At 62.6% G+C, this 23,744-nt stretch carries 25 protein-coding genes; 12 read left to right on the forward strand and 13 right to left on the reverse strand.

Annotated features, from left to right (window positions below):
* On the forward strand, window positions 1-1,514 hold a 1,514-nt coding region (locus tag ACSW29_RS00005), incomplete at its 5' end, for a cellulase family glycosylhydrolase (protein WP_448276039.1).
* An 83-nt stretch (window positions 1,515-1,597) separates the two neighbouring features.
* The gene (locus ACSW29_RS00010) at window positions 1,598-2,659 is read left to right on the forward strand and encodes an alpha/beta hydrolase (protein WP_448276040.1); all 1,062 of its coding nucleotides are present in this window, start codon (window positions 1,598-1,600) and stop codon (window positions 2,657-2,659) included.
* A gap of 7 nt (window positions 2,660-2,666) precedes the next feature.
* On the opposite strand, the gene ACSW29_RS00015 is transcribed toward ACSW29_RS00010, so the two are convergent.
* Window positions 2,667-2,993, reverse strand: coding sequence for a winged helix-turn-helix transcriptional regulator (locus ACSW29_RS00015; RefSeq protein WP_019745900.1), 327 nt, complete (start codon window positions 2,991-2,993; stop codon window positions 2,667-2,669).
* A 56-nt stretch (window positions 2,994-3,049) separates the two neighbouring features.
* Between ACSW29_RS00015 and ACSW29_RS00020 the strand changes: the two genes are divergently transcribed.
* Complete coding sequence (locus tag ACSW29_RS00020; RefSeq protein ID WP_448276041.1) at window positions 3,050-3,934, forward strand: SDR family oxidoreductase; 885 nt, start codon at window positions 3,050-3,052, stop codon at window positions 3,932-3,934.
* Between the two features lie 60 nt (window positions 3,935-3,994).
* Here ACSW29_RS00020 and ACSW29_RS00025 read toward each other — a convergent pair whose 3' ends face one another.
* On the reverse strand, window positions 3,995-4,123 hold the full coding sequence (locus ACSW29_RS00025) for a hypothetical protein (protein WP_003943237.1): 129 nt from the start codon (window positions 4,121-4,123) through the stop codon (window positions 3,995-3,997).
* Window positions 4,124-4,302: 179 nt separating this feature from the next.
* Window positions 4,303-4,875 (reverse strand): TetR/AcrR family transcriptional regulator, encoded by a 573-nt coding sequence (locus tag ACSW29_RS00030; RefSeq protein WP_448276042.1) that lies wholly within the window; start codon window positions 4,873-4,875, stop codon window positions 4,303-4,305.
* A 53-nt stretch (window positions 4,876-4,928) separates the two neighbouring features.
* Here ACSW29_RS00030 and ACSW29_RS00035 point away from each other — a divergent pair, with 53 nt between their 5' ends.
* Window positions 4,929-5,366 (forward strand): DUF2867 domain-containing protein, encoded by a 438-nt coding sequence (locus ACSW29_RS00035; protein WP_448276043.1) that lies wholly within the window; start codon window positions 4,929-4,931, stop codon window positions 5,364-5,366.
* On the opposite strand, the gene ACSW29_RS00040 is transcribed toward ACSW29_RS00035, so the two are convergent.
* Window positions 5,367-6,056 carry a YoaK family protein gene (locus tag ACSW29_RS00040; RefSeq protein ID WP_230815919.1) on the reverse strand — a complete coding sequence of 230 codons (690 nt, stop codon included), beginning with the start codon at window positions 6,054-6,056 and terminating at the stop codon, window positions 5,367-5,369.
* A 14-nt stretch (window positions 6,057-6,070) separates the two neighbouring features.
* A complete protein-coding gene (locus ACSW29_RS00045) occupies window positions 6,071-7,624 on the reverse strand; it encodes an MBL fold metallo-hydrolase (protein WP_050654984.1) in 1,554 nt (517 codons plus the stop codon).
* Window positions 7,625-7,868: 244 nt separating this feature from the next.
* Between ACSW29_RS00045 and ACSW29_RS00050 the strand changes: the two genes are divergently transcribed.
* Complete coding sequence (locus ACSW29_RS00050; protein WP_317826866.1) at window positions 7,869-8,846, forward strand: ABC transporter substrate-binding protein; 978 nt, start codon at window positions 7,869-7,871, stop codon at window positions 8,844-8,846.
* A gap of 33 nt (window positions 8,847-8,879) precedes the next feature.
* On the opposite strand, the gene ACSW29_RS00055 is transcribed toward ACSW29_RS00050, so the two are convergent.
* Both ACSW29_RS00055 and ACSW29_RS00060 read right to left on the reverse strand, forming a co-directional pair.
* A complete protein-coding gene (locus ACSW29_RS00055) occupies window positions 8,880-9,365 on the reverse strand; it encodes a hypothetical protein (protein WP_448276044.1) in 486 nt (161 codons plus the stop codon).
* 68 nt (window positions 9,366-9,433) lie between these two features.
* Window positions 9,434-10,312, reverse strand: a complete 879-nt coding sequence (locus ACSW29_RS00060; protein WP_448276045.1) for an alpha/beta fold hydrolase — start codon at window positions 10,310-10,312, stop codon at window positions 9,434-9,436.
* Between the two features lie 82 nt (window positions 10,313-10,394).
* On the opposite strand from ACSW29_RS00060, the gene ACSW29_RS00065 reads away from it, so the two are divergent.
* The gene (locus ACSW29_RS00065) at window positions 10,395-12,335 is read left to right on the forward strand and encodes an AfsR/SARP family transcriptional regulator (RefSeq protein ID WP_448276046.1); all 1,941 of its coding nucleotides are present in this window, start codon (window positions 10,395-10,397) and stop codon (window positions 12,333-12,335) included.
* A gap of 10 nt (window positions 12,336-12,345) precedes the next feature.
* Here ACSW29_RS00065 and ACSW29_RS00070 read toward each other — a convergent pair whose 3' ends face one another.
* The 5 genes from ACSW29_RS00070 to ACSW29_RS00090 all read right to left on the reverse strand — a co-directional run bounded on the left by ACSW29_RS00070 (window position 12,346) and on the right by ACSW29_RS00090 (window position 18,574).
* Entirely contained in the window at window positions 12,346-13,923 is a 1,578-nt protein-coding gene (locus ACSW29_RS00070; protein ID WP_448276047.1) for a carboxylesterase/lipase family protein, read from the reverse strand.
* A gap of 26 nt (window positions 13,924-13,949) precedes the next feature.
* Complete coding sequence (locus ACSW29_RS00075; protein WP_230815913.1) at window positions 13,950-14,627, reverse strand: GAP family protein; 678 nt, start codon at window positions 14,625-14,627, stop codon at window positions 13,950-13,952.
* A 74-nt stretch (window positions 14,628-14,701) separates the two neighbouring features.
* Window positions 14,702-16,396 carry a two-component system, sensor protein gene (locus tag ACSW29_RS00080; RefSeq protein ID WP_448276048.1) on the reverse strand — a complete coding sequence of 565 codons (1,695 nt, stop codon included), beginning with the start codon at window positions 16,394-16,396 and terminating at the stop codon, window positions 14,702-14,704.
* Window positions 16,393-17,052: a response regulator gene (locus ACSW29_RS00085; RefSeq protein WP_230815911.1), complete on the reverse strand. Its 660-nt coding sequence runs from the start codon at window positions 17,050-17,052 to the stop codon at window positions 16,393-16,395. Before ACSW29_RS00085 ends, ACSW29_RS00080 begins: the two co-directional genes overlap by 4 nt.
* 190 nt (window positions 17,053-17,242) lie before the next feature.
* Complete coding sequence (locus tag ACSW29_RS00090; protein WP_448276049.1) at window positions 17,243-18,574, reverse strand: diacylglycerol/lipid kinase family protein; 1,332 nt, start codon at window positions 18,572-18,574, stop codon at window positions 17,243-17,245.
* 154 nt (window positions 18,575-18,728) lie between these two features.
* Between ACSW29_RS00090 and ACSW29_RS00095 the strand changes: the two genes are divergently transcribed.
* Genes ACSW29_RS00095 through ACSW29_RS00110 form a run of 4 tightly spaced genes read left to right on the forward strand, consistent with a single transcriptional unit; the run spans window position 18,729 to window position 20,704 of the window.
* Window positions 18,729-19,163, forward strand: coding sequence for a hypothetical protein (locus ACSW29_RS00095; RefSeq protein ID WP_317826873.1), 435 nt, complete (start codon window positions 18,729-18,731; stop codon window positions 19,161-19,163).
* A complete protein-coding gene (locus tag ACSW29_RS00100) occupies window positions 19,160-19,423 on the forward strand; it encodes a hypothetical protein (protein ID WP_317826874.1) in 264 nt (87 codons plus the stop codon). The genes ACSW29_RS00095 and ACSW29_RS00100 overlap by 4 nt, the downstream gene beginning before the upstream one ends.
* Entirely contained in the window at window positions 19,411-20,055 is a 645-nt protein-coding gene (locus ACSW29_RS00105; protein WP_347875098.1) for a TetR/AcrR family transcriptional regulator, read from the forward strand. The genes ACSW29_RS00100 and ACSW29_RS00105 overlap by 13 nt, the downstream gene beginning before the upstream one ends.
* 10 nt (window positions 20,056-20,065) lie before the next feature.
* Complete coding sequence (locus tag ACSW29_RS00110; protein WP_347875099.1) at window positions 20,066-20,704, forward strand: DUF5701 family protein; 639 nt, start codon at window positions 20,066-20,068, stop codon at window positions 20,702-20,704.
* On the opposite strand, the gene ACSW29_RS00115 is transcribed toward ACSW29_RS00110, so the two are convergent.
* Entirely contained in the window at window positions 20,701-22,134 is a 1,434-nt protein-coding gene (locus tag ACSW29_RS00115; RefSeq protein ID WP_448276050.1) for an amidase, read from the reverse strand. The two genes, ACSW29_RS00110 and ACSW29_RS00115, sit on opposite strands and share 4 nt — an antisense overlap.
* A gap of 68 nt (window positions 22,135-22,202) precedes the next feature.
* On the opposite strand from ACSW29_RS00115, the gene ACSW29_RS00120 reads away from it, so the two are divergent.
* Both ACSW29_RS00120 and ACSW29_RS00125 read left to right on the forward strand, forming a co-directional pair.
* On the forward strand, window positions 22,203-22,835 hold the full coding sequence (locus ACSW29_RS00120; protein WP_448276051.1) for a TetR/AcrR family transcriptional regulator: 633 nt from the start codon (window positions 22,203-22,205) through the stop codon (window positions 22,833-22,835).
* Complete coding sequence (locus ACSW29_RS00125; RefSeq protein WP_448276052.1) at window positions 22,832-23,686, forward strand: alpha/beta fold hydrolase; 855 nt, start codon at window positions 22,832-22,834, stop codon at window positions 23,684-23,686. The genes ACSW29_RS00120 and ACSW29_RS00125 overlap by 4 nt, the downstream gene beginning before the upstream one ends.
* The last annotated feature ends 58 nt before the right edge of the window (window positions 23,687-23,744 follow it).

Raw genomic sequence — 23,744 nt, forward strand, 5'->3', positions numbered from 1 at the left:
TAGTCGGACAAGTTAATCCATCCACACATCCAGTAGGAGTTTCCGTGCGCCGTATCCCGCTCTCAGCACTGATAGTCGCGGGCTCACTGATACTGGGCGGCGGAATTGCCGCGGCTCAGGGCAGCCTGCCCACGTCGGGGAGCGACGGTGGCACTTCGATGTCACCGTCGTACCTGACCGACGACGCCGGCCGCTCCTTGATCCTACGAGGGTTCAACACGGCGTCGAGCGCAAAAAGCGCACCCGACGGCATGCCGAAGTTCACCGAAGCCGACCTCGAACGCGAACACGGCGACATGGGAACAAATTTCGTGCGTTTCCTGATCTCCTGGCGTTCGGTCGAACCAGAACCAGGACAGTACGACCAGGAGTACCTCGACCGCGTCGAGGACCGGGTCAGCTGGTACGCCGAGCGCGGATACAAGGTCATGCTCGACATGCATCAGGACGTCTACTCCGGCGCGATCACACCAGAAGGCAACAGCGGCAACGGCGCCGGCAACATCGGCAACGGCGCGCCGGCCTGGGCGACCTACATGGACGGCCTTCCCGTCAGCCCTCAAGACCGGTGGGAGCTGTACTACATCCAACCCGGGGTGATGCGCGCATTCGACAACTTCTGGAACACCACCGGCCAACACCCCGAACTGGTCGAGCACTACGCGAACGCATGGCAGGCGGTGGCCGAACGTTTCGCAGGCAATGACACCGTCGTGGCCTACGACCTGATGAACGAGCCGTGGGGCGGTTCCCTCCAAGGCCCCGCATTCGAAGGTGGACCACTCGCCGCCCTGTATCAGCGAACCACCAACGCCATCAGGGAAGTTGATCAGGACAGCTGGGTATGTGTAGCCCCGCAGGCAGTCGGCGTCAACCAAGGTGTCCCCAGCGGACTCACCAAGATCAACGATCCACGAGCCGGCGAACAGCGAATCGCCTACTGCCCACACCTGTACCCACTGCCCCTCGACCTCGGTGACGGATACTCCGGCCTCTCACGCACCCTCACCGACGCGACCATCGACACCTGGCGCGACAGCGTCGAACACATCGCCGGAAACGTACTCGGCGGCGTCCCGGTCATTCTCGGCGAATTCGGGCTCGACACAACACTGCCCGGCGCAACCGACTACATCGACCGCGTCTACACGACCGCCAGAGAACTCGGCGCGGGTGTCTCCTACTGGTCCAGTGATCCCGGGCCTTGGGGCCCGTACCTGCCGGACGGAACGCAGACACTCCTCGTCGACACCCTGAACAAGCCGTATCCGCGTGCCGTCGCGGGCACACCCACCGAATGGTCCTCGACCGTTGACCACCTTCAGCTGACGTTCACCCCGGACCCCGCGGTGACGGCACCGACCGAGATCTATCTACCCGAGAGCGGCTTTCCTGGCGGCGTCGACGTCGCCGGCGCCGACATCGTGAACTGGAACCCCCAAAGCCGTCTTCTCACAGTGGAAACCGCGGACGACACGGGTCCCGTCACGGTCACGGTGACGCCGGCAGGCTGATCGCGAGCGCCGAGGTTCCTGGATATTGGTCCGGTTGTTTCGTAACGTACAAGCGACGGGTGATCGGCCGACGGAAGGCAAGTATGTCCACGGAGAAGATGTCTGTCCAAGATCGTGTCGCGCGGGTGGTTCTCGATGTTGTTGGCGCCTTACCGACCAGCGCGCAGCGCATTCTCGGTGGCAAGCCGAAGACGATCGACGGACAGACTCTGCACCCCGAGATCCAGCTTGCACTGCGATTGCTCTCGGCGGTCGAAGGTACGAGCTTCGAACATCTTCCAGTCGAAGAGGGACGAGCTCAGATCGACGCCGAATCGCGGCTGTTCGGCGGCAATCCCATCGACATCGAGACAGTTCGCGACCTCGAGATCCCGGCCGCGGACCACGCGATTTCCGCGCGCCTGTATCGCCCGGCCGGGGTCTCCACGCCCGCTCCACTTTTGGTGTACCTCCACGGCGGCGGGTTCGTACTCGGCAGCCTCGAGAGCGGCGACAGTGTGTGCCGCTTCCTGGCCCGCCACGGCGAGGTCAGTGTGTTGTCGGTGGACTACCGGCTAGCACCGGAATTCCCCTTCCCCGCCGGGGTCGACGACGCCTTGGCCGCATTCCGGTACTGCGTCGAACATGCCACAGAACTGGGTGCCGATCCGAAATCCATTGCAGTGGGCGGAGACAGCGCCGGCGGAAACCTGGCTGCCGTCGTCGCGCAGTCCACTACCGAAGACGACGTCAAACCCGTATTCCAACTGCTCTTCTTTCCCTGGGTGGACCTTTCGTCGAAGCGTCCTTCGCACAAGATGTTCGGCACCGACTTCTTTCTCACCGACGCCCAACTCGATTGGTATGCGGCCCATTACCTGTCGGGCGGCGCTTCGGCCCTCGACCCGCGAGTGTCACCGCTACTCACTCCGGACCTGGCCGGCCTGCCGCCCGCGTACGTTGCCGTCGCCGGTTTCGACCCACTACGCGACGAGGGTGAGGAATACGCGAACCGGCTGCGAGAGGCCGGAGTCCCCGTTGCACTGAGGCGTCACGCTGGATTGATCCATGCCTTCGTCAACACCACCGGCGTCGGCCACACCGGACAAGACGCGATGTTCGAGGCCTGCGGCGCTCTGCGGGTAGGACTTTCGGGCCCGCACTGAGGGCTGGTCACGAAACGGGGAGTGCCAGATCCGCCCACTCGACCATCGCTTCGAGCACGGAGCGCAGTTCCATCCCCGTCGCGGTGAGTTCGTACTCCACTCGCGGCGGCACCTCGGCGTAGGCAGTCCGGGTTACCAGGTCGAACTCCTCGAAACGTTTGAGCCTGGCCGACAGCGTCCTTGGACTGATGCCGGGCAAAGCGCGTCGTAGTTCCGTGAAGCGCATGGGGCCGTGCGTGAGCTCACGCACGATCAGCGTTGCCCACGGTCCGTCGAGGACCAGCAGGAAGCGCGCAACGCCGCACTCCGGAAGAACGTGACCTGATTCACTCATCGATTCTCCATTAGTTCACTTGAAGTAACTGGTTCCCGATGTGAACTATAGGCGTCATGACTTACACAGTGCATGGCGCCACCGGCGCACAGGGTTCTCCCGTTCTCGCAGGATTGGTCGCGGCTCTCGCCGGATCGGCAGGGGCCGAAGTCCGAGCAATCACCCGTAACCCTGACCAGACGTTCGAGGGTGCGAACACCGTCGTCGCGGACAATACGTCCGTCAACTCTCTTGCCGACGCGTATCGCGGGGCAGATGGGGTGTTCTTTCACCTGCCACTCGCCGGAGATACCGAGACGCTTGCGGGTTACGCCCACAACGTTCTGGCTGCAGCGCGAGTGGCACGCCCTTCGCGGTTCGTGATCTCTACCAGCGGCACGGTGATCGGCGACGCTACTTCGCCGCTTACCGGTCCCAACACACCCGTTCTCTCCAAGCTCGTCGACGGACTTCGCGCCGAAGGCATCGCGGTGACCGTCCTGACCCCACGTTTGTTCCTCGAGAATCTTCTTCTGCCCACCGTGCTGTCGGGGGCGAAAGACGAAGGCGTCCTGCGTTACCCGCTGCGTGCCGATCTCGCGGTCGCATGGAGTTCACACCTCGACGTCGCCGATGCAGCCGTCGCGGCCCTGACTCTCGACGTAGCACCGGACGCAGTCGACATCGGACAGATTCCGGCGATCACCGGTATCGAATTGGCCGAGGCATTCGCCGAACACTTCTCGCGCGCGGTAACTTTCGAAGCCGTGACACCCGATGCCTTCGGTGCATCGATTGCGCCGATCATCGGAGCGGGCGCAGCAGCCGGGGTTTCCCAGCTCTACACGGGACTCGAATCTGCCGACAGCGTCGCGTTCGACTCCGCGACGGGTTCTACTACTGCCTTGGGTATCACTGCCCGCAGCACTCGGGCCTGGCTGGCAGATCTCGGGGTGAACTGACCGGGCAACGCAAACGGCCGGCTCCGCGAAACATCGCGTGGAGCCGGCCGTTCTCCGGGGTTACCGGTGCGTGCGGGTCTTCAACTGACGGTTCAGCTGCCGACTCCCGAAGTCCAGACCGGCACCGTCACTGGTGGCCAGCACGGTGAGTCCAGCGGCGACCAGCAACGAAATAAGCACAACGCTCATGGTGAGTCACCTTTCTTCCTGTCGTGAAACGGTTTTGCGCCTCCGGGACATGCCGACATATCCGGCACCCCACTTCAGCTGACCTCAAAGTATCTGTAACTATGGGTTACGCGCAATGTGTGGTCCCTCACCTGAAAGCGCAGGGTGATGCGCAGATCACGCTGCATTCGACGGCGGACTTACCTGGCTAGAACCATGTTCACGAACTCGTCGGCGAGTGCGTGAGCGTCCGCATCGCTGCGAGGAACCGCATCGGGCGCACTGTGCACCAGTTGCATCTGCCCCAGGTACATCGAATACGCAAGTACGCCACGATGTTCCGCCTTCTGCCTGTCCATACCCAGATCGATCAACAACGTCACGATGTAGGCAACTCGACGGTCGGTGACACGTCGAACCGCCGCCGAAACCACAGGATGGTCGATCCCGGCAAGCAGTTCCAACTCCGCACGACGATCGGCCAATCCGGTCGTGACCGAATCCACCAGACGACGCAATCGCGCCTCCGCCGGTTCACCAGAGGACTCGACGGAGGAGATCAGCCTCTCGGTTGCCAAAACTTCCCACCGATCGAGCGCAGCTTGCAGCAACTCGTCACGGTTGGCGAAGTGCCAATAGAAAGAACCCTTGGTCGATCCGAGCGTGCGCGCCACCTTTTCCACGGCAACTGCATCAGGCCCATGGCTGGTCAGAGCCTGAAAAGCTGCATCGATCCACTGGTCGCGAGAGAGTCGGGCGCGGATATTCGTCACCTCCGTACGGTACCGTATGGGTAGGTTCCATACGGCACCGTACGGAGGACGAAATGACACTCGCTTTCAAGGCCATGCCTGCGCCGGACTGGGCAGAGACCACCACGATCACCATCCCGTCTGTTCCGACCCAAACATCTGCGGAGTGGGCACAGGCCGTCTTCGACGTCAGAAATGTCCCCGCACCCGTCCTCGCGATGTTCTGGTTGAGGGAGCGGGTAGTCGGATTGCTCGGCATCGCCCAGGGCCGCCCGGACACCTTTGCCGTCGACAAGATCGCCGACGGCGAGGCCCTCATCGAAGCGGATGAGAAACACCTACGATTTGTCGCCTCGGTTCAGGCTGACAACGACGCCGGCCTCCTGCACGTCGTCACTGCGGTGGAGCTGAAGAACTGCGCGGGCCGAATCTACTTCGCGCCCGTTCAGCTACTACACGGCGTGATCACGCGGGCAATGATGACGTCGGCCCGAAAGAGACTGTGCACGTGATCAACCGTCGAGCTCGCTTCCCTCGTACACCTGTGCCGGTGTCGGGGGCGAGACCTGCCAGGCGACGGCGATCAGAACTACCGTGAATACCGATGCAGGCCACAGAGCGTGAAGACCGATCCACCGATGAACCAACGCACCGATTACCGCTCCGGCGATCAATCCCGCGCACATACCGAAGTGTTGCAGCCACGCCCACTTCGGGCCGCCCAGGAAGGCTCCGGTCAGACGCTGGCCCATCTTGACCAGCGCACCGGTCATGTACGTGACGCCGATCGTGACCTCGCCGTCGCGCTGGAACACCGAGTTGACGGCTCCCATTGCCAAAGCCATCGCCGAGATCGCGCCGGGGGTGACGTCGAGGCTGCTCATCACCGAACCGATGGCAAGCAGTCCAGCCACAACCGCAAGCACCGTGACCTTGCGGGTCCGGACCGAATAGCGCTCCGTGAAGTGGGTGACGACGGTTCCCAGCGCAATTCCCAGGAGGAAGAGCACGATGATGCCGCCTGCCACCCGCGCGGTCGACCACACTCCGTCGGCAAATGCGACGCTCGCCTGCGTCATGTTGCCGCTCATGAACGAAACGAAAGGCCCACCGAGCGTGATGAATCCGAGCGCGTCGACGTAACCGGCCAGCCCGGCGAGCGCTGTCGCCAGGCCGATCAGCGACCTGCTGTATCCCGTCACCCGACGAGCTCGGTTCAGCTCAGCTTGCTGGTGCGCAGCTCGTGGCCCTTGGACGTCTTGCAGCGGCCGGTCTCGAGATCCCACTGCCAGCCGTGCAGATCGCAGGTGAGGTTGGTGCCGTCGACGACACCGAACTTCGACAGGTCAGCCTTGAGGTGGGGGCAACGGCGCTGAATCTCGTACCCGCCCAGCTCGATAGAGGCGCTGTCGTCGTGGGCCTCAGCGAACCAACCGTCGGCGTAAGCGATGCGCTCGTCGGTGAGGCACTTGAAGAACGTGTAGAGGAACTCGTTGTAGCCACCGATGCGCCACGCCGTGAAACGCGTCGACAAGAAGATGGTGTTGACCCAGTCGGGCTCGTCGTCACGCAGAACAGTGCGAACCAGTTCGGGAGCGATGCGGAAGCCGTAGCGGTACTTGCCTTCTCCGTCGATGGGCTCGCGAACGATCCGCTTCGGGAAGTCGAGGACAACGGTCTCCTCCCCCATCACGAGTCCGACGGGGTAGCCGATTCCGTCGCAGATGAGATCGGACTGAGCCATGATCGGCTCGAACTTGGCCTTGAGACCGTCGAGCAGCGGCTCGCCTTCGGCCGGAGCCCACGTGGCCTTCTGCGCAGCGATGACCGGTGCCATCTTCTGCGCCATCTTCTCGATGTACTCGGCCTTGTTCGAGAAGATCCTGTCGACATCCGCGTCCGGGATGGGGTGCGTCAGCGCGACCTTTTCGCTTCCGCGAAGTTCGACTGCCGAGCCGGGGATCATCAGGAGACCACGATCGTTGCCGTTGATGCGCATCTGCTCGAGGAACGTGATCTGGTCGGGGAAGATGTTTCCCTCGTCGCCGTGATCGTCGTTGAGGTAACGCAGGTCGTCGTCGAGGAAGACCGGCGGGCCGGCCGACGGGACAACCCAGGCAGCGTCGACCTGAGAGATGTAGTTGCGGCAGCGGTCCATGCCACGCTGACGCTTCTGCTTGCCGAAGTTGCGTTTGGTGCCCTTCGGGATGTCGTAGACCATCGGGTACCAGATCGCGCCCGAGTACTGCAGCAGATGGATGTCGACCTTCCCGAAAGCGTCGGTCAGCGGGTCCAGGTCGACGGGCCTGGCGTCGTTCATGTTGAAACAGGTGGTTTCCCCGTCCGAGACGACGAGGCCCGAGTCACCGATCGGACCGTCCGCGGGAGCGCGTAGAGCGATGATCATGATGTCGAGGTCGCCCTTGGGGCCACTGACCGTGTGCTTGACGGAATCCTCGGTCTCGAAGAACTTGTGGAAGCCGAGCTTCTCGAGTTCACGCTTGAGGTCCGGCACCGGGTAATCAGGGAGCAGGACGGTGGCGTCCTTGTTGACGTGCGCGATCAGATTCTTCGGATCGAAGTGGTCCTTGTGCAGGTGCGAGACGTAGAGGTAATCGCAATTGCCGAGCGCGTCCCAGTCCAATTCGGTGTTGTCGGGGAACGGCACCCAGGACGCGAAATACGTCGGGGTCACCCATGGATCACACAGGATGGATCCGGCCTCGGTCTGGATGTGAAATCCTGCGTGGCCGACGCTGGTGATCTGCATTGCAACCTCCGAAATCGTACTGCTGGTCAACTCAGCATAGTCGGCGCGATCAGGGCCAAATCGCGATCGAGGAGGCGGTCGGTTGTGACGTCATGCACGTCAGAGGTCGAAGGTGGGTTGTGAATCAGACCTGCCGGTGACGCGAACAACACTCCCTGCGCTGGCGTGTTCGCCGTATTTCTTGGCGCTCGCGGGAGCTGTTTCAGCATTCCCGAGGACAACCTCTAAGGCTAACCTAACAAGCATGACTCGACTTCTTTCTCCCTCCACGACCGATCGCGACTACTGGGCGATCGTGGACAACCTGACGCGACGCGGTTTCTTCGGCGTCGGAGCGGGCGTCGCAGCGACCGCGTTTCTCGCCGCCTGCGGCAGTACGGAAAGTTCGACGCCCGAGAACGCGGAGACCTTCGAGTTCACCCGCGGCGACGAAAAGCTGATCATTCCGACGGACCCGCAGAACGTCGTCGCCCTCGACCCGCGGGACGGCCTCGAATTGTCGATCCTCGCCGGATACCCGGTGACCGCCTACCCGACCGGCGCCGCCGAACACCTGCGCCGTGAGGTCCCGGGTGCCACGGGTGTCGAGATCTTCGCCGAAGGCGCTTCGGATCCCAACTTCGAATACATCTCGACCCTCGGCGCAGATCTCCTTGTCCTCAGCGCAGGCTGGTGGGACACCGGGTCGTACGGCAACGACCGGATGCAGCAGATCGCACCGGTCCTGCCCGTCGGCAAGGACTTCACCCCGGAGTGGCGGAAGGTGATGTCGGACTTCCTGACCGGTATCGGGCGCAGCGATCGCGCCGAAGAAGTACTGGCCGAGTACGACGCCCATGTCGCTCGGGTCCGCCCGACCGTCGAACCGCTGATGGCCGGGAAGAAGGTTGCCTTCGTTGCCGCCGCAGAGGATCAGATCGCGTGGTTCCAGAACGATTTCCGCACCGCCGTCGCCGAGGACCTGGGGTTCGAGGTGCTCCGTGAAGGCCCCGACCTTCGCGTGATGCTCGGGTCGGAGCAGTTCAACCGTCTCGAAGAAGCCGACGTCATCTTCGCCTTGGATCGCAGCGCCTCCGGCAGCGTGTACACCTCGCCGACGTGGCAGCGCCTGCCCGCCGCACAGGCCGGTCGCGTGATTCCGTTCGACTACTACAAGGCCGCGGGATACGCCTTGACCGCCAAGGTCCTGGTCGACGACTTGGCGGCCGGGGTCAAGCGGTAGAACCGGTCCTGCGTCAACCCGACGGGGCCCCGATCATTCGGCACCGGCGGCTCGTCCTGTCACGCGGTCCCGAAACTCGCGGAACGCTTCGAAGCCACCGGTAAGCGCCTGCGCCAGTTCCTCGGCGCTGTCGACCCAGACAACGTCCTCCAACTCGGAAACGTCTTCGGGCTCGTGATTGCGCTCGGGAACGAGAAACGTCGGGTCACCCTGAGGGTTGACGATCAGGAATCCAGCGGCGGCACAGAGGTCGTAGACGAACGCGCACTCGGCAGGCGACAGTGTCGCGTGGAAGATTCCACCGCTGAGTGGATTACTCTGCTCGAGCGAGTCGAGATGAAGGTCGGAGAAGACCCCGTCGATCGTCAGTGCCCTGTCGTCACGGTCGACGATCTCGCCTCCGTACGGGCTCTCGACCACGTGCAGCCCGTGCTGATCGAGGAAAGCGGCGACCGCCGCCCGATCAACATCGAGTTGCACGTCCTTCGTCATACGCATGAAGTGCAGCGAGAAACCCATCGATCCCCCTCGTCCATTCACGACGCACTTGCGCTCGCCAGTACCTCGACAGTCAAGAAGCGTCAAAACTACCTTTTCAGTAGGGTGCGGATCGTTTCGACCACTTCGGCAGGCGCCTCTTCTGCCATGAAGTGACCAGCGGACAGCGTGCGGTGTTCGAGATCGGGCGCCCACGCTTTCCACAAAGCCTCGGCGTCGTAGCCGAGCATCGAACCCCAGTCCTGCTGAATGACCGTGACCGGCATGTGTAGTTGGTTGCCCGCATCGCGATCGGACTGATCGTGTTCGACGTCGATGCCTGCCGACGCCCGGTAATCGGCAACGATCGACGGCACCGCCTCCCGTGAGGCGCGCAGGTATTCGGACCGCACGTCTGCCGGAATCGCTTCGCGGTTCTGCGTCCACACGTCGAGAAAGTACTCGAAGAACGCGTCGGCGCTGGCGCTGATCATCTGCTCGGGAAGACCGGGTGGCTGAGCCATGAGATAGAGATGGAATGCCACAGCAGCATTCGATCCGTGCAGGATGTCCCACATATCCAAGGTGGGGAGCACGTCCAGCGAACCGAGCTGCGTGATCACATTCGGATGATCCAGCCCCGCTCTGATGGCAACCAGTGCGCCACGATCGTGGCCGACAAGGGCGAACTTCTCGTGTCCCAATTTCTTCGCCACCTCGACAATATCGGCAGCCATTGTTCTTTTGGAGTAGCTGTCCGGGTTTTCCTCGACCGGTTTGTCGCTGGCTCCGTATCCGCGGAGATCCGGGCAGATGACGGTGTGATCCGACGCCAATGCAGTGGCTACGTGACGCCACATGAGGTGTGTCTGGGGAAAACCGTGAAGAAGGACGAGTGGTGTTCCGCTACCGCCGACCGCGACATTGAGTCGCACGCCATCCGTGGCGGAAATCTGCTGGTAGTCGAAGTCTGGAATGGTGATCGTCATCGGTTGCTCTCGTTCGTCGGGGTGATGGACATCAGCCTCGCCGCAGTCGATGAGCATTCGATGAGCGCGATAGCGTGGGGAAATGCGAGACCACACATTTATCGGAGTTCTCGGACCCGTGGTCGCGTGGAACGAGACTTCACACCAGATCGATCTGAAGGGCCCACGACACCGAGCGGTCCTCGCTCGTCTGATCGTCGCCCGCGGACGTGTTGTTCCGGTGGACGTGATTGTCGACGACCTCTGGGTCGATCCTCCGACCGGTGCGACCAGCGCAATACGAACATTCGTTTCCGCACTGAGGCGCGCGCTCGAACCGGATCGCGCGCCGCGAACGAAGCCGAAAGTCATTGTGACCGAAGGGCCCGGCTACGCCTTTCATGAGGCACCCGAAGCGGTCGACGCTTGGAAATTCGAAAGACTGGTGCGTGAAGCCGCCGATTCGTCGCCGGCGCGATCACTCGAACTGCTCCGAACGGCGCTCCAACTGTGGAGAGGGCCAGCGTACGCGGAATTCATCGAAGAGTCTTGGGCACGATCGGAGCGATCGCGCTTGGAGGAACTGCGTCTGACGGCCGTCGAACGAATGGCGTCCGCCCAACTGGATCTCGGGCAAGCCGCGGAAGCGATTCCCGATCTGGATGCTCATGTGACGGAACAGCCTTGGCGAGAGGATGGTTGGCGATTGCTGGCCCTCGCCCTGTACCGCTCCGACCGTCAGGGCGATGCGCTGGCAGTCCTTCGTCGCGCACGAAAGTTACTCGCCGAAGAACTGGGTATCGACCCCGGTCCACGACTGACTGACCTCGAGTCCGACATTCTCCGCCGGGAAAGCCACCTGAATCCTGTAGCGGCAGAACAGATCTTTGCCCAGGTGTCGGCAGCGTACGACCGGACCGTAGCGGCAGGATCGAAATCGAGATTGGAGTCCACCGTCGGCCTCCTCCGAAGTTTGGCAGTTACGGGCGGAAGCGGACTGGAGACTGCCCGAAACCAGCGACTGACCATCATCGGCGCCGCTGAGCAAGTGGACGATGTCGAACTCACCGCACGGATCATCGGCAACTACGACGTGCCTGGAATCTGGACACGATCCGACGATCCTCGGCAGGCTGCGCAGATCGTCGAGGCCGCTCAGCGCACCCTCGATCGCCTTCCGGACGGCGACGAACTCGCTCGGGCCAGACTGTTGGCGACGATCGCACTCGAATCGCGCGGACTATCCGGTCATCGCGGGCTCGAATGTGCCCGTGCCGCAGTGCAGATCGGTCGCGCTCTCGATGATCCAGGGCTCCTGGCGTTCGCGCTGAACGGATTGTTCATGCAGACGTTCTGGACTACCGGTCTGGCCTCCGAGCGCGACAACATCGGCCGTGAACTGGTCGACCTCGCCATTCGACACGGCCTGGCTACCTTCGAGATCCTCGGCCATCTGATCCGCATGCAAGCCCTCAGCGCGATGGGGCAATTCGATGCAGCCGGGCTACATGCCGGGACAGTTGACCGATTGGCCGGACGTCATGAGCGACCGTTGGCAGCGGTGTTCACCACCTGGTTTCGCGCTATGCGTGCTGCCGCTACCGGCGCGGAGGCGGCGCACTGCGAGAAGCTGTACGAAGCTGCGGCGGTGAACCTTTCCGATTCCGGTATGCCCGGCCTCGAGGACGGCATACTGTCTCTCGCAATTCTGTCACTCCGAGTGTGGCGCGGTTTGCCGGCAAGATTCGACGCCGCCACACAGTGGGGCCCCTACGAACCCTGGGCCCGGCCGCACGTCCTTCTCGCGCACGGAAAGGTGAACGAGGCCGCCCAGGCAGTGGACGCAATGCCGGGCCCACCCAAAGACCTACTCTCCGAGGCACTGTGGTGCCTGACTGCTGCTGCGGCGATTGCAGTCGGCGACAGTCGAGCCAAGGAGCAAGCCCGAGCGGCACTCCTGCCTGCCGCAGCCGAAATTGCCGGCGCTGGAAGCGGAATGCTCACTGCGGGACCTGTCTCGCACTATCTCGCGAAGCTGGGCTAGACCGGGCCCATCAGGTGAATGCGATCACCGTGTCACCCCATGCCTCCCGGATCTCGCGGTCGAGGTCAGCGACGACGGCATCGTGCTTGTCGATCAACAGTGTCGAGCGTGTGCCGGTGTCGTAAGTGGGCCACCCCGGGGCCGCACCCAGTTCGCGATCGGACCCGGTCTCGTAATCACCTGCAGCTCTGGCGAAATCCAGCCACCTCGCCTGCATACGCTCCGATACCTGACGCGCCGCGCTCAGCCCGCCCAGTTTGTAGGTAATGTCCCGCGCTCCATGATTGATGTTGCCGAAGACGTAGGCAAGTTCGGTACCGTGGGTCGCACCGATCTTCAACGCCTTGAGCATCGGCGGCGCGTAGTCGAATCGGTACAACCACGTCGGTGCAATCTTGCTGTGCGCCTCGGCGATCCACAGCGTAGGCAGTCGAAATCCGAAGTCACGGGTCAGCCCGAGACCGGCACCCAACTTGGACAGCCCCGAATACGCGCCTTCGATCTGAGAATGATCGGGTAGCTCGAGCCCAGGGTGCTCGTCGGCGATCTCTGCGAACATGGACGTGATCACGACGGGATCGATCGGCATCAACGGCGACTTCATCATCCGGAAGAGCGAAGACTCGTCTTTGTTGGTTCCGATGATCAGCGGAATCGGGTGTGCGTTACCGTGACGGAACGCTCGCACCGGGTAGTCGGGGAGCAGATCACCGTCGACAATTGGCGCGAACGCAAGAGTTCCAGGCGTCTCCTGAGGGACGCGCGCGAACAACTCGTCCGAAGGCCCGACCAAGTCTTCGGCGGACGTGGACCGCAACAGCCCCAGATCGGCTTCGCCGCCGCTGAAGATCTCGAGAAACAGCTTCGCGACGATCTCGCCACGTTCACTCCCGTATACCGAAGTGGCGGGCGAACTTTCGGCGATGGCGCGATGAAACAAGCCGCGGGCGGACGGGACGGTCATCAGCGTCGTCACGGCGCCGCCACCTGCCGACTCGCCGAACAACGTCACTTTGTCGGGATCACCACCGAAAGCCGCGATGTTGCCTTGAACCCATTGCAGCGCTGCGATCATGTCGCGGAGAGCGACATTGGGCTCGAAGGTATGTTCACTCGAATTGAAGGAAGAGAAATCGACGAAGCCGAAAACACCGATACGGTAGTTGATCGAGACGACGACAACGTCACCGTTCTCGGCCAATGTGGTTGCATCGAAAAGTGGTTGGCTGGATGCTCCACGGAAGTACGCACCGCCGTGAATCCAGACCATCACCGGTTTACCCGGCGCATCCGCACCGCCCGGGCGCGGCGCCCACACGTTGAGGAACAGACAGTCCTCGTTCATCGGAACGTTCTCACCGAGCGGGATCATCGCGAGTCGACTTTGCGGCTCGCATGGCCCGAATTCTGTTGCGTCCTGGACTTCGGTCCACGGCTGCGGCGGAACCGGCGCGCGGAATCGCAGCGGACCGATCGGAGGCGCGGCGTAGCGGATCCCCTTCCAACTCGACACCGAGCCTTCCGTCGATCCTCGAACCGGCCCGTACGTTGTCTCGACTACCGGCGCTTCGCTGGGTGTGATCGTCATTCGATTTCTCCTCGAAAACAAAGTGGCTACTTCGACAGGGCTTCGACAACGTGCGAGAGTTCCAATGCTGCCAGCATCAGGAATAAAACGGTCATGATTGCCGCATTGTGGCGGATCAGAGTGCTTTTGGTGGAGCTCAGCGCATCGGTCACCTTCGCCGAGGGCACGGCAGCCAAGGCGGACAACACGATCAAGGCGATCGACGCCCCGACCGCGAACAGTACCGAGTACGCGATCACGGTTATCCAACTGAAGTGCCCGCCACCGATGATCGAACCTGCCTTGAGTTCGAGCGGCAGGTTCTTCGCGTTGGGTACGGTCAGCAACAGTCCCAGGACGGCAGCTTTTCCCGGTTGCATCGAGTCGATCTGCGCCAGCCACGACGGCATCGCCGGCTCGGCATCGTCTTTCGGACGGCTACGCCAACTCGAGTAAGCAAGCGCCAGAAAACCGACAGTGAACACAACGGCGAACACCGTCTGGACGGTATGCGCGCCGCCGCTGGACTTCGATTCCACTCCGGTGGTCGAAAGTGCCGTCGCTGCTGTAATCGCAGCCGCGGCCAGGACGATGCTCGCGGTGTACGCAAAAGCATTTGCCTTCGCCCGAGTCGACAGCAGGATCGCAATTATCGCAACCAGAGGAATCGGGCTGATGACGACGCCGGTGGCGATCGGGATGAGCTGCGCAGTAATCGATTCCATTTCTGTGACCGTACAAGCCGCCAATCCGGCCACTGGCGAAATGTTCGGCCACCACGACATCGCCACTCACGGTGTCACAGAAGCACGGCGGTGAGGACCACCCGGCCTTCCTCTTCGACAAGTTCGAGGGACGTTACCGTACCGGCGAGCGATTCGAGCCCGATGCCTGAGTCCCGTGCCACCGGCAGCCGACCCGGCGAACTGATTCGCACTACTACCGCCCGAGCATCGGAAAGTGTCACCTCGAGGAAGACGGGGCCTCCTGCACCGTGTTTCACGGCGTTGGTCAGTCCCTCCGACAGGATCTCCACCACGCTGTCGAGCCCAGCGCAGCCTGAACCGATCACCGCCCAGACTTCGTCGTCGACGTGACTGACAACAGGAATTGCGTAGCGCCACACCGTGACAAGATCATGGACGCGTTTTCGGGCGTCAGCATCGGCCGGCCGATCCGGAGGCGCGGACAGGTCACTTTCCAGGCCGTCGAGAATGTGGGCAATGGTTGCAGCAACATCGACTCGACGATCGGCAACGGTGCCCGAAGACCATGCGGCCGCAACGAGTTCGCCCTGAACCGACGAGTGCAACAACCTGGCGAGGCCACGTCGCGTGTGCATCAGCGCACTGTGAGTGCGAGCTGCATCGAGCGCTTGCCGACTCAGGGCACTGCGGAGTTGATGCTCCTCGTCCTGGCGCTGAGTATCCGCCGCCCGGATCAGGCACACGGAAAGCGCAACTACCGGGTAGATGGCAATCGACGAGAGATAGAAAGTGGCGGCACGGCCGAACATCGTCAGGAGCAGACACGTCGCGGTACTACTGATCAGAGCACTCGAGCAGTACGCGGCGGTAAGAGTTGCGAGCCTTCGGAGAGGGCCGTCTCCCTTGCGAACGGCTCGGCGAGCACACACATTGCCACCGACGAAGATCCAGAATCCGAGGGCAACCTGGACCGCCGTGAACGTCACGCCGTAAGTCGCGAGCAGGTAGACGGTCACCAGTGCCGTGTACGCGAACACCGGTACGTACAGTGGCGCCGGTTCAACGCTGCGTACGACGCCGATCAGTCGATCTCTCGCCGTCAGCCGCACAGTCGGCGTCGGTGATTCGATCGGGGGAATCTCCCGGAACAGTCGATGACTCATCGGGCGAACCACGTCGTCGGAGATTCGCTTCAAGAGAGCTGCCCCTCGCACTCCCTCGAGTTCCGTTTCAGCAACCGCGTGCATGACTGTCTCGATACTGCGCTCGAGCTCTCTCCGACACTGCGCACGGGTCTGCTCGAGGCGGAATCGATCGCGGGTCTGTTGGAGCTGCACGGCGGCCACGGCAACCTTCAAACTCCGTTGCAGCGCGATGCGGTCGCGGAGAGCACTTACCAGTACGGCAGTCAACGACAAGAAAACAACGGTGCACACGACATTGAGTGCCACCCGTACGAGCATCGGTCTGGGGTCGACGGGGAGTTCGAGCGCGCGGGTGATCGCGTCGAGGACGAACGGGCGGATCGCGCCGATCACTGCGAACAGGGCCAGGGCCGCGAGCTGCGATCGGCGTGCTGCAAGGACAGCCCTCGCAATCAGCAGCATCACCCCGACAACGCAGTGGGTCGCAAAGGCGCCGACTGCCATCACGCCGACCTCGCGTACCCCGGTACACAGGTAGTAGTTGGCCATCACGGTCACCGCGAACGGCAGCGTCAGAATCCAAGACCATTTGGTGACGATGTTCCGATCACCGAGTCGAAGCCACCACTCGCGCGGGTTCACACCGAGTCGGTCACTTCGGGGACACCGAAATGGCGGATGAAGATGCTCGCAGCAAGCACTCTCGGATTGGTGGACGAATCGTGCGTCAATCCCAGGCTCTCGAGAGTGCGCGCTATGAGCTTCTCCACACCTCGGATCGAGGACCCACGATGCGCTGCGATTGCGCTGTTCGACCAGCCGAGCGAGATGTAACGCAGAAGATCGAGCTGTGATCTGGTGAGGCTCGACAAGGCGGAGTCCGGATCACTCCCGAGCGTCGGTGGCTCGGTTTCCGTCAACGCGGCCTCCACTACGCCGATCAACTGATCCGCCGACTGGACAGCCGCCTTGTCCACGAACAGCGATTTCGGCGGCACACCTGCAGAACCAGGTGCCGTCGATGCGTTGGGGTAGTTGGTCAGGAACACGATCGCGCAATGCGGAGCCTTCACTGTGACGATGTTCGCGAGATCAACGCCGTTCGGCCGCACGCCCAGATCGATGTCGGTAACCAAGAGGTCGGGGTCGAATCCGTCGAAGTCCGCGAGCGCTTCGACCGCCGATCCGGCGGCGTGGACCACGAACCCGGCGTGGGTGAGCGCGTCACCGACGAGTGCACGCATCAGTGGTTGGTCCTCCACCACCAACACCCGTCGCATCCATCGGCCGCTCTCCATGACCAGAGATTAACCGTTGGGAGAGTGCGGATTCGACCGAGCAGGCAGCACCGGATTCCGAGTAACGCGGTAGTTATCGACAATATGTGTTCCGAGAATTTCGCCCGATGTGTCCCAAGCGTCGGAACGCAGCCGTCGAGATCGACCTGGTACCCATCACACGCGTCGACCCGGAGAAGATCGCCCGCACCTACGACGAGCCGGATTTCGTGAACTTTGCCAACTCGCGCAACCGGACCAGATCCCAGGCATGCCTGGGGCGACGGACGCCCGGACGGTCTCGGGGGACTCTGACTCTCAGTGCTTGCGGACTGACCGTGCACCTGACGGGAGTTGGCATCACCAGAGCCTCACCGTCGACGCCGACCGGAATCTCGTCGGTGTCTGCGTCGATGACCACCTCGAATCCGGTGCCCTGAGCCAGCCCGTGTTGATGCGCCCGATGGAGCAACCCGACGGCCTGACGGGCGCTGCCGACGGAGATCGCGACGATCCCGAGAGTGCCCCGGTCCAATCGCGGGCGATGGCCGAGCCCCGCCAGGTCGTTCATCTCGTAGGGTCCGTTGCTGACCAGCACAGCCTGGGGCCCGACCGCGGACACGCTCGGGGAGCGCGCGGTCAGCACCGCTCCGGCGCGTCCGGCGAGCAGATCCGGGAGTTTCTGCAGGAAGGTGCTGGTCTTGGCGTCGCGGTACTCCGGACTCTGGACAACTTCGGCGTATGCCCCGAACGATGCGTTGTTGACGAAAGTTCGACCGCCGACATTTCCCAGATCGACCGTGACCTCGACGCCGTCGACAAGCGCGTCGAGGCACCGGGACGGATCGTCGAGGTCGAGACCCAGGTCTGCGGCGAAGTGGTTGCGCGTCCCGGCGCTGACGACGAGGAAGGGCAGGTCGTGTTCGGCCGCGACAGCGGCAACCAACCCCTGAGTTCCGTCACCACCGGCAACGCCGAGCAGATCGGCGCCGTCCGCGACCGCTTCCCTGGCCAATGCCGTCACGTCGATCTTCTCCGGCCCCTCGAGAAGTGCAACCATGCCACCCAGTCCTTCGGCCTTGCGTTTCAAGTCGAACTTCTCGACCTTGCCACCGCCGGAGTTCGGGTTCATCACCAGGAACGGTTTGGTGGGCGGCGATGCCGGTCGCTCGACCACCGGCAATTCCTTCTCCTCCCCCTCCAAGGCGGCCCGCGCGCAGATACCGGCTACGACGAACAACCCGATCGCGAGCAGCACCACCCACAGGAGGCGTTCACGAACGAGGAAGCCCAGCACGACGATCGGCGTCAGCACCGCCAGGGCCAACGAGATCCAGCGAAGGAACCCGCGGGTGGTCAGAAACCAGTACACCGCTATAACGCACACAATCACCCCGCCGGTCCCCAGGATCAGCATGGTCAAGGTTTTCAGTCCGGCGAAAATAAGCAGCACCATCACTGCAAGAACCAGCGCCGCAAATGCCGCACGCGCCAACCAACTCTGTTTCGACGAGGGCCGATCCGTGTAGGCAGGAGTCGTCATCGAGCCACCTCCCGCAGTTCGCCTCGTCGGTTATTCAACTGTTGATGCTGCCGTGTCTGTCTCCTCAGGACTAGCCACTTACCTACCCTCGGAAACCCACTTGTCACGCACTGCTATTTTATGACGACACCTCGTCATAAAAAGGAGAAGGCCCGTGACAACACCGACGCCCACAGCATGGGGATCTTCGGAGGAGCCTCTGACCGTGACGCGGAAAGCCGGTCTTCACGGACTGCGATGGACGGCCTGGCTGGCCGGCGCGACAGGCCTCGCACAATTGGTGTCGATCGGGCTGAACCTAACCGACACCGTCCGCGGAATCGTTCCGGCAACGTACCCGCCCGCAGATGTGGCCTGCGGCGTCGTCGCGCTCGTTCTTCTGGTCACGCTGCTTGTCGGCCGACCCAACGGTCCCGCGATGTTGTCAGGTCTCGCCCTCCTCATGGCCATGCTGATGTCGCCGACCCTCCACAAACATGCACCCGAGTCGCTCTGGCTGGCGGCGGCACACGCCGTCTCGGTCGTGGCCGTCGTCATGTTGTCGGTGATGACTTCGCGGTTCTCCAGTGCCGAGTTGGAACGGACGTGACACCGGGTTCACCCCTCTCGCTTGCGGCCGAAGAATGGATCACTGATCTGACTTCCGCGGAGATGGAGCGATTGCGCAAACGCACGACGCTTACCGCCGCCGAAGAGCAAGAGGTCTGCCGATCCGTACGCTCGATCGCGCAGCAGATGATGCTTGTACCCGTCTCGATGTGGCAGGGTGATCCACGCCTCGTTGCGGATCTGTTCGGCCTCCCCGTGACCACGAATCAGACACAGGAGGATCGACCATGCCGAAGCTGACCGGTGGCGCGACAACCGCAGAACACAAGATCGCGACCCGAGAAGCCATGTTGGACGCGTTCATTCACGAACTTCACGAGCATGGCTGGCAGAACGTGAAGCTGCAGACCGTAGCTCAGGCAGCCGGCGTCTCGCGGACAGCGGTGTACAACTACTTCCCCGACAAATCTGCGTTACTGCTTGCCTGGTCCACCCGCGAGATGGATAGATTCCTGCTCCTGGCCGAGCGTGAACTCGCGGATCGCGAGAATCCTGTCGACCGAATCGAGATCCTCGTCAAACTGACACTCGTCGAGTTCTCACTGCAGCGATTCACGGGAATCGCTTTGGTCGAATTGTTGTCAGCGCAGGATCGCGAAGGCTTCCTCGAACATATTGTCCCCCTGTCTGTTCTGGTCGAACAACTCGTCCAGGAAGGTATCGACGCAGGCACTTTTGTCGATTCGGACGCCGGCGCTACGGCGCAACTCATCCTCGCCTGCGTGGAGAGCCGACGCCCGATGCTCATGGCCGGTGACCGAGTGGATAGCGTCGTGGCAACCACCGTCCCGTTCATCATGCGCGCGTTGGGCGTCTCGTGGCCGACTTCCCTCACCGCCGATCCCACCGATCGGTCTGCTCACGATCGGTAGGATCGCAGGTATGCACTTCGACCTCCCGCCCATCGATCAGCAGGCCGAGCGATTGATCGAACTCGGGGTACACGAGATGGCCGGACTTTCTGCGGACGACGTCAGGGCAGCCGCCGCAGCCGGACAAGGCGATGTGGGACTGCTTACCGTGCACGAAAAACTCGCTCCAGCTTCTGTTTTGGCTTCACTGCTCGAACACAAGAACAAGCGGGGCTTCATCGTCGTCGACATGGCCGACGTCGATCTGTTCGCCCCTACCGAGCCGGCCGCGTTGCCTGACACCGCGATGTATCTGCTCGGTGAAGTCGACCGCGGGGATCACATGGCCAATTGGAGCCCGGACGAAGCGCTGCCTGCAATCGTCGAGGTAGACCGGACGCCGCTGACACTCACCGAAGGCATCCACTGGTTGCTGCAGCGACCCGACGTCCTCGAACGCGGAAAGTGCTTCATGACCATCGGTTCCCGATTGCGCAAGCCCGATGGATCTTTCGACACCAGGACTCCTGCCGTGTGGATCAGCAACGGAACCGGTCGCGACGGCAAAGACAACCGCAACGCCCCGAAAGTCGGGTGGTGCTGGTGGGGTAACCGCCACACGTGGTTGGGGTTCGCATCGGCGAGCGACCGGGTACCGCTCCCGAACTAGAGCACGGTTGCGCGGTCGAATCGGTACCGATCCTTCCACGGCATCTCGGCCTCGAGCATTGCAGCGGCAGAGAGCAATTCCGCGTCGCAACCCCACTTCGCCGAAATCATCACACCGAGCGGAACGCCGTCTTCCGTCCAACCGAGTGGCAGACTGATCGACGGGAAACCGGTTGCATTGGCGACGACGGTGTTTCCGGTGAATGCGACCATGTCGATCAATTCGGTCGCGGGATCTTCATCGTTGCGCAACTCCCCGATCGCGAGCGGAGGCTTCGTCACCGTCGGGGTGACAACAAGGTCGGCGTCGGCGTAGTCGAGGCTCCATCGCCGCGCCCAAGCCTGAACAATTCCGATTGCCGCGGCCAGATCGCCCGACGGCACCTCGCTTGCTTGAACTCGCAAGTGCTGCACTATCGGACGGAGAAGGTGCTCGTACTCCTCCGGGATCGGCTTGGTGCCGGCCAAGGACGAGAACATCTTGACGAACGCATCGACGAAAACATCATCGCGGGCTTGAGGTCGCTCGAACACGTTGTGCCCCAGGCTCTCCAAAACACTGCCAACCTTCGATACAGCGTCCGAGAGTTGCGGATCCACCAATCCGCCGGAGACCGATCCGTGAGCTAGAGCGACGGTCAAAGGCCGAGCGCGCACTCCCCCAGCCTGGACGACGAACTTTTCGAACGACTTCGGCCGGGGCGGGTGGATAGTTCCGGCGCCAGGTCGCGTCGCCAGAACGTCCAGCAGCGCAGCGGTATCGCGAACCGTCCGGGCGATCGGCCCCTTGCTCGCAAATCCGAAGTTGTCATGCCCCGCCACGCCCATCGTGATCAAACCGCGGCTCGGCTTGAGGCCCACCACTCCGCACGTACTTGCCGGCGAACGCAACGAACCGGCGGTGTCACTTCCCTGTGCAAACGGCACCAGACCAGCGCCGACGGCGGCAGCAGCGCCGCCACTGCTGCCGGCGGCGCTCCGCGTGCGATCGAACGGACTGCGAGCAGGCGGAGCGACTTCCGGCTCGGTGTAACAGGCTGCCCCGAACTCGGGCACCGTCGTCTTCCCGATGTCGATCAACCCACCATCTCGGATCGCCTCGACGATCTCGTCGTCAGCGTCCGGCACGAAGTCGCGAAAGAGCGCCGATCCGAAGGTCGTGCGAATGCCGCGCGTTGCGTCGAGGTCTTTGATTGCCGTCGGAACGCCGAACAGGCGCGGAAGGGGCCCGGCGTCCCGCTCGTCCAACCTGCGCTGCGCTTGTTCGGCGAGGGCGACTGCGTGCTCTCCGGCGATCGTCGTGAAGGCGCCGACGTCATCGGAAGTGGTCGCACGGTCGACGAAGTACCTGGTGACTTCGGGAATCGAGACCTGTTTGGCGGCGATAACACCGGCAAGTTCGACGGCGGACAGTTGATGGAGATCGGTCATCGGGCAGCGCTCCTTGGAGGTCGATGGACACTTGTAATTTCGATACGCGTATCGCTATTGTTGTCAGCATGGTATCCGAATCCACCAGCTCTGCAAGGGCTGGTCGACCAAAAGCATTGAGTCACAGACAGATTCTTGATGCCGCGGCAGAGATCGCCGATACGGACGGCCTGGATGCGGTGTCATTTCGAGTGCTCGCCGAACGACTCGGCATATCGCCGATGTCCGTCCACCGCACAACCGGCGGCATCGACGCCTTGAGGCGAGATCTGATCTCGACTCTCGTAGGCGAAGCCGTCTCGTCGATCGACTGGCCGACCGACTGGCGCGAGGTTGCCCGCACGTTCGCCTACGGCCTCCACGATCTCCTGATGCGCCATCCCCTTGTCCTGGAAGCCCATCGGCAGGCATCACTGGAAGCACCTGGTGCCGACGACACTGCCCACCGAGTCGTTCGAGCGCTTTCGCAGGCCGGCCTCGAGGACGAACAGGCCACGTACGCGTACGGCGCCCTGCATGATTTCGTGACCGGACACGTCGCAATTCAACTGGGACGCGGAGCTTTCGACAGTGCACCCGCCGATCGACGCGAGGCATCGGTGTTCACGCTTCATCACGATCCCACCCGAAGGTTCGAGTTCGGAGTCGCCCTCATCCTGGACGGTGTGGCGTCGATCGCGCAGCAAGGAACCACACCATGACGAGCAGCGTGACCACAACCGAAATTCGCGACGCCTCGGGGCGTCGTATCGCATTCTGCGAGTACGGCGATCCGACTGGCCACCCGGTAGTCGTGGCCCACGGATCACCTGGCAGCCGATACGAGGGGCTCTCACTCCACAACGCGGCTGCGACGGCAGGCATACGGCTGATAGTCCCCGATCGACCCGGCTTCGGACGCACGGATCCTTATACGGACAGGGGATTTCATTCCTGGGACGACGACTACGTCACCCTGATCGATCACCTCGAGGTGGACTCGGCCACACTGATGGGTTTCTCCGGAGGCGGCGGCTACGCGCTCGCAGTCGCTGCAGCCGCTCCCGAACGAGTCTCGAAATTGGTGCTGGCGTGCGCCATGATTCCCGGAGCCCCACGAGATACTTTGCGGCGCAGGATAAAACTGGTATCCGCGCTGTATTTTGCCGCCAACTGGGCTCCCCGCGTGGCCGGCGCAATGCTCGCGGGAACTGGAGTGTTCTCCAAGCTACGCAGCGACTCCGTCTCGATCTGGCCGGCCGCCGATCAAGCTGTCATGACCGATGAGTCGCATCGTCCCGCTCTCCAATTGGATTCATCCGAAGGGATCGCGCAGGGCGGGTCAGCAGCGGTTGTCGACTTGGCTCGGTATCGCCACGAGATGCCTGGATTGTTTCAATCCATCTCGGTACCAACGGTTTTCCTGCACGGAACCGAGGACGGGAACGTACCCATCGAAGTAGCCCGCTGGGCACACTCTTTGATCCCCCGCTCTCGCTTCGAAGAGGTCAGCGGGGGCGGTCATCTGTTCGTAGTCGCGGACCCCACCCCCCTGATTCGCGCCCTCACATAATCCCCCTTGACTCGAATGCATGTTCGAGTATGGTTTGTGTAGGGGATCGGGGGATTCA

This window comes from Rhodococcus sp. GB-02 (assembly GCF_053470465.1).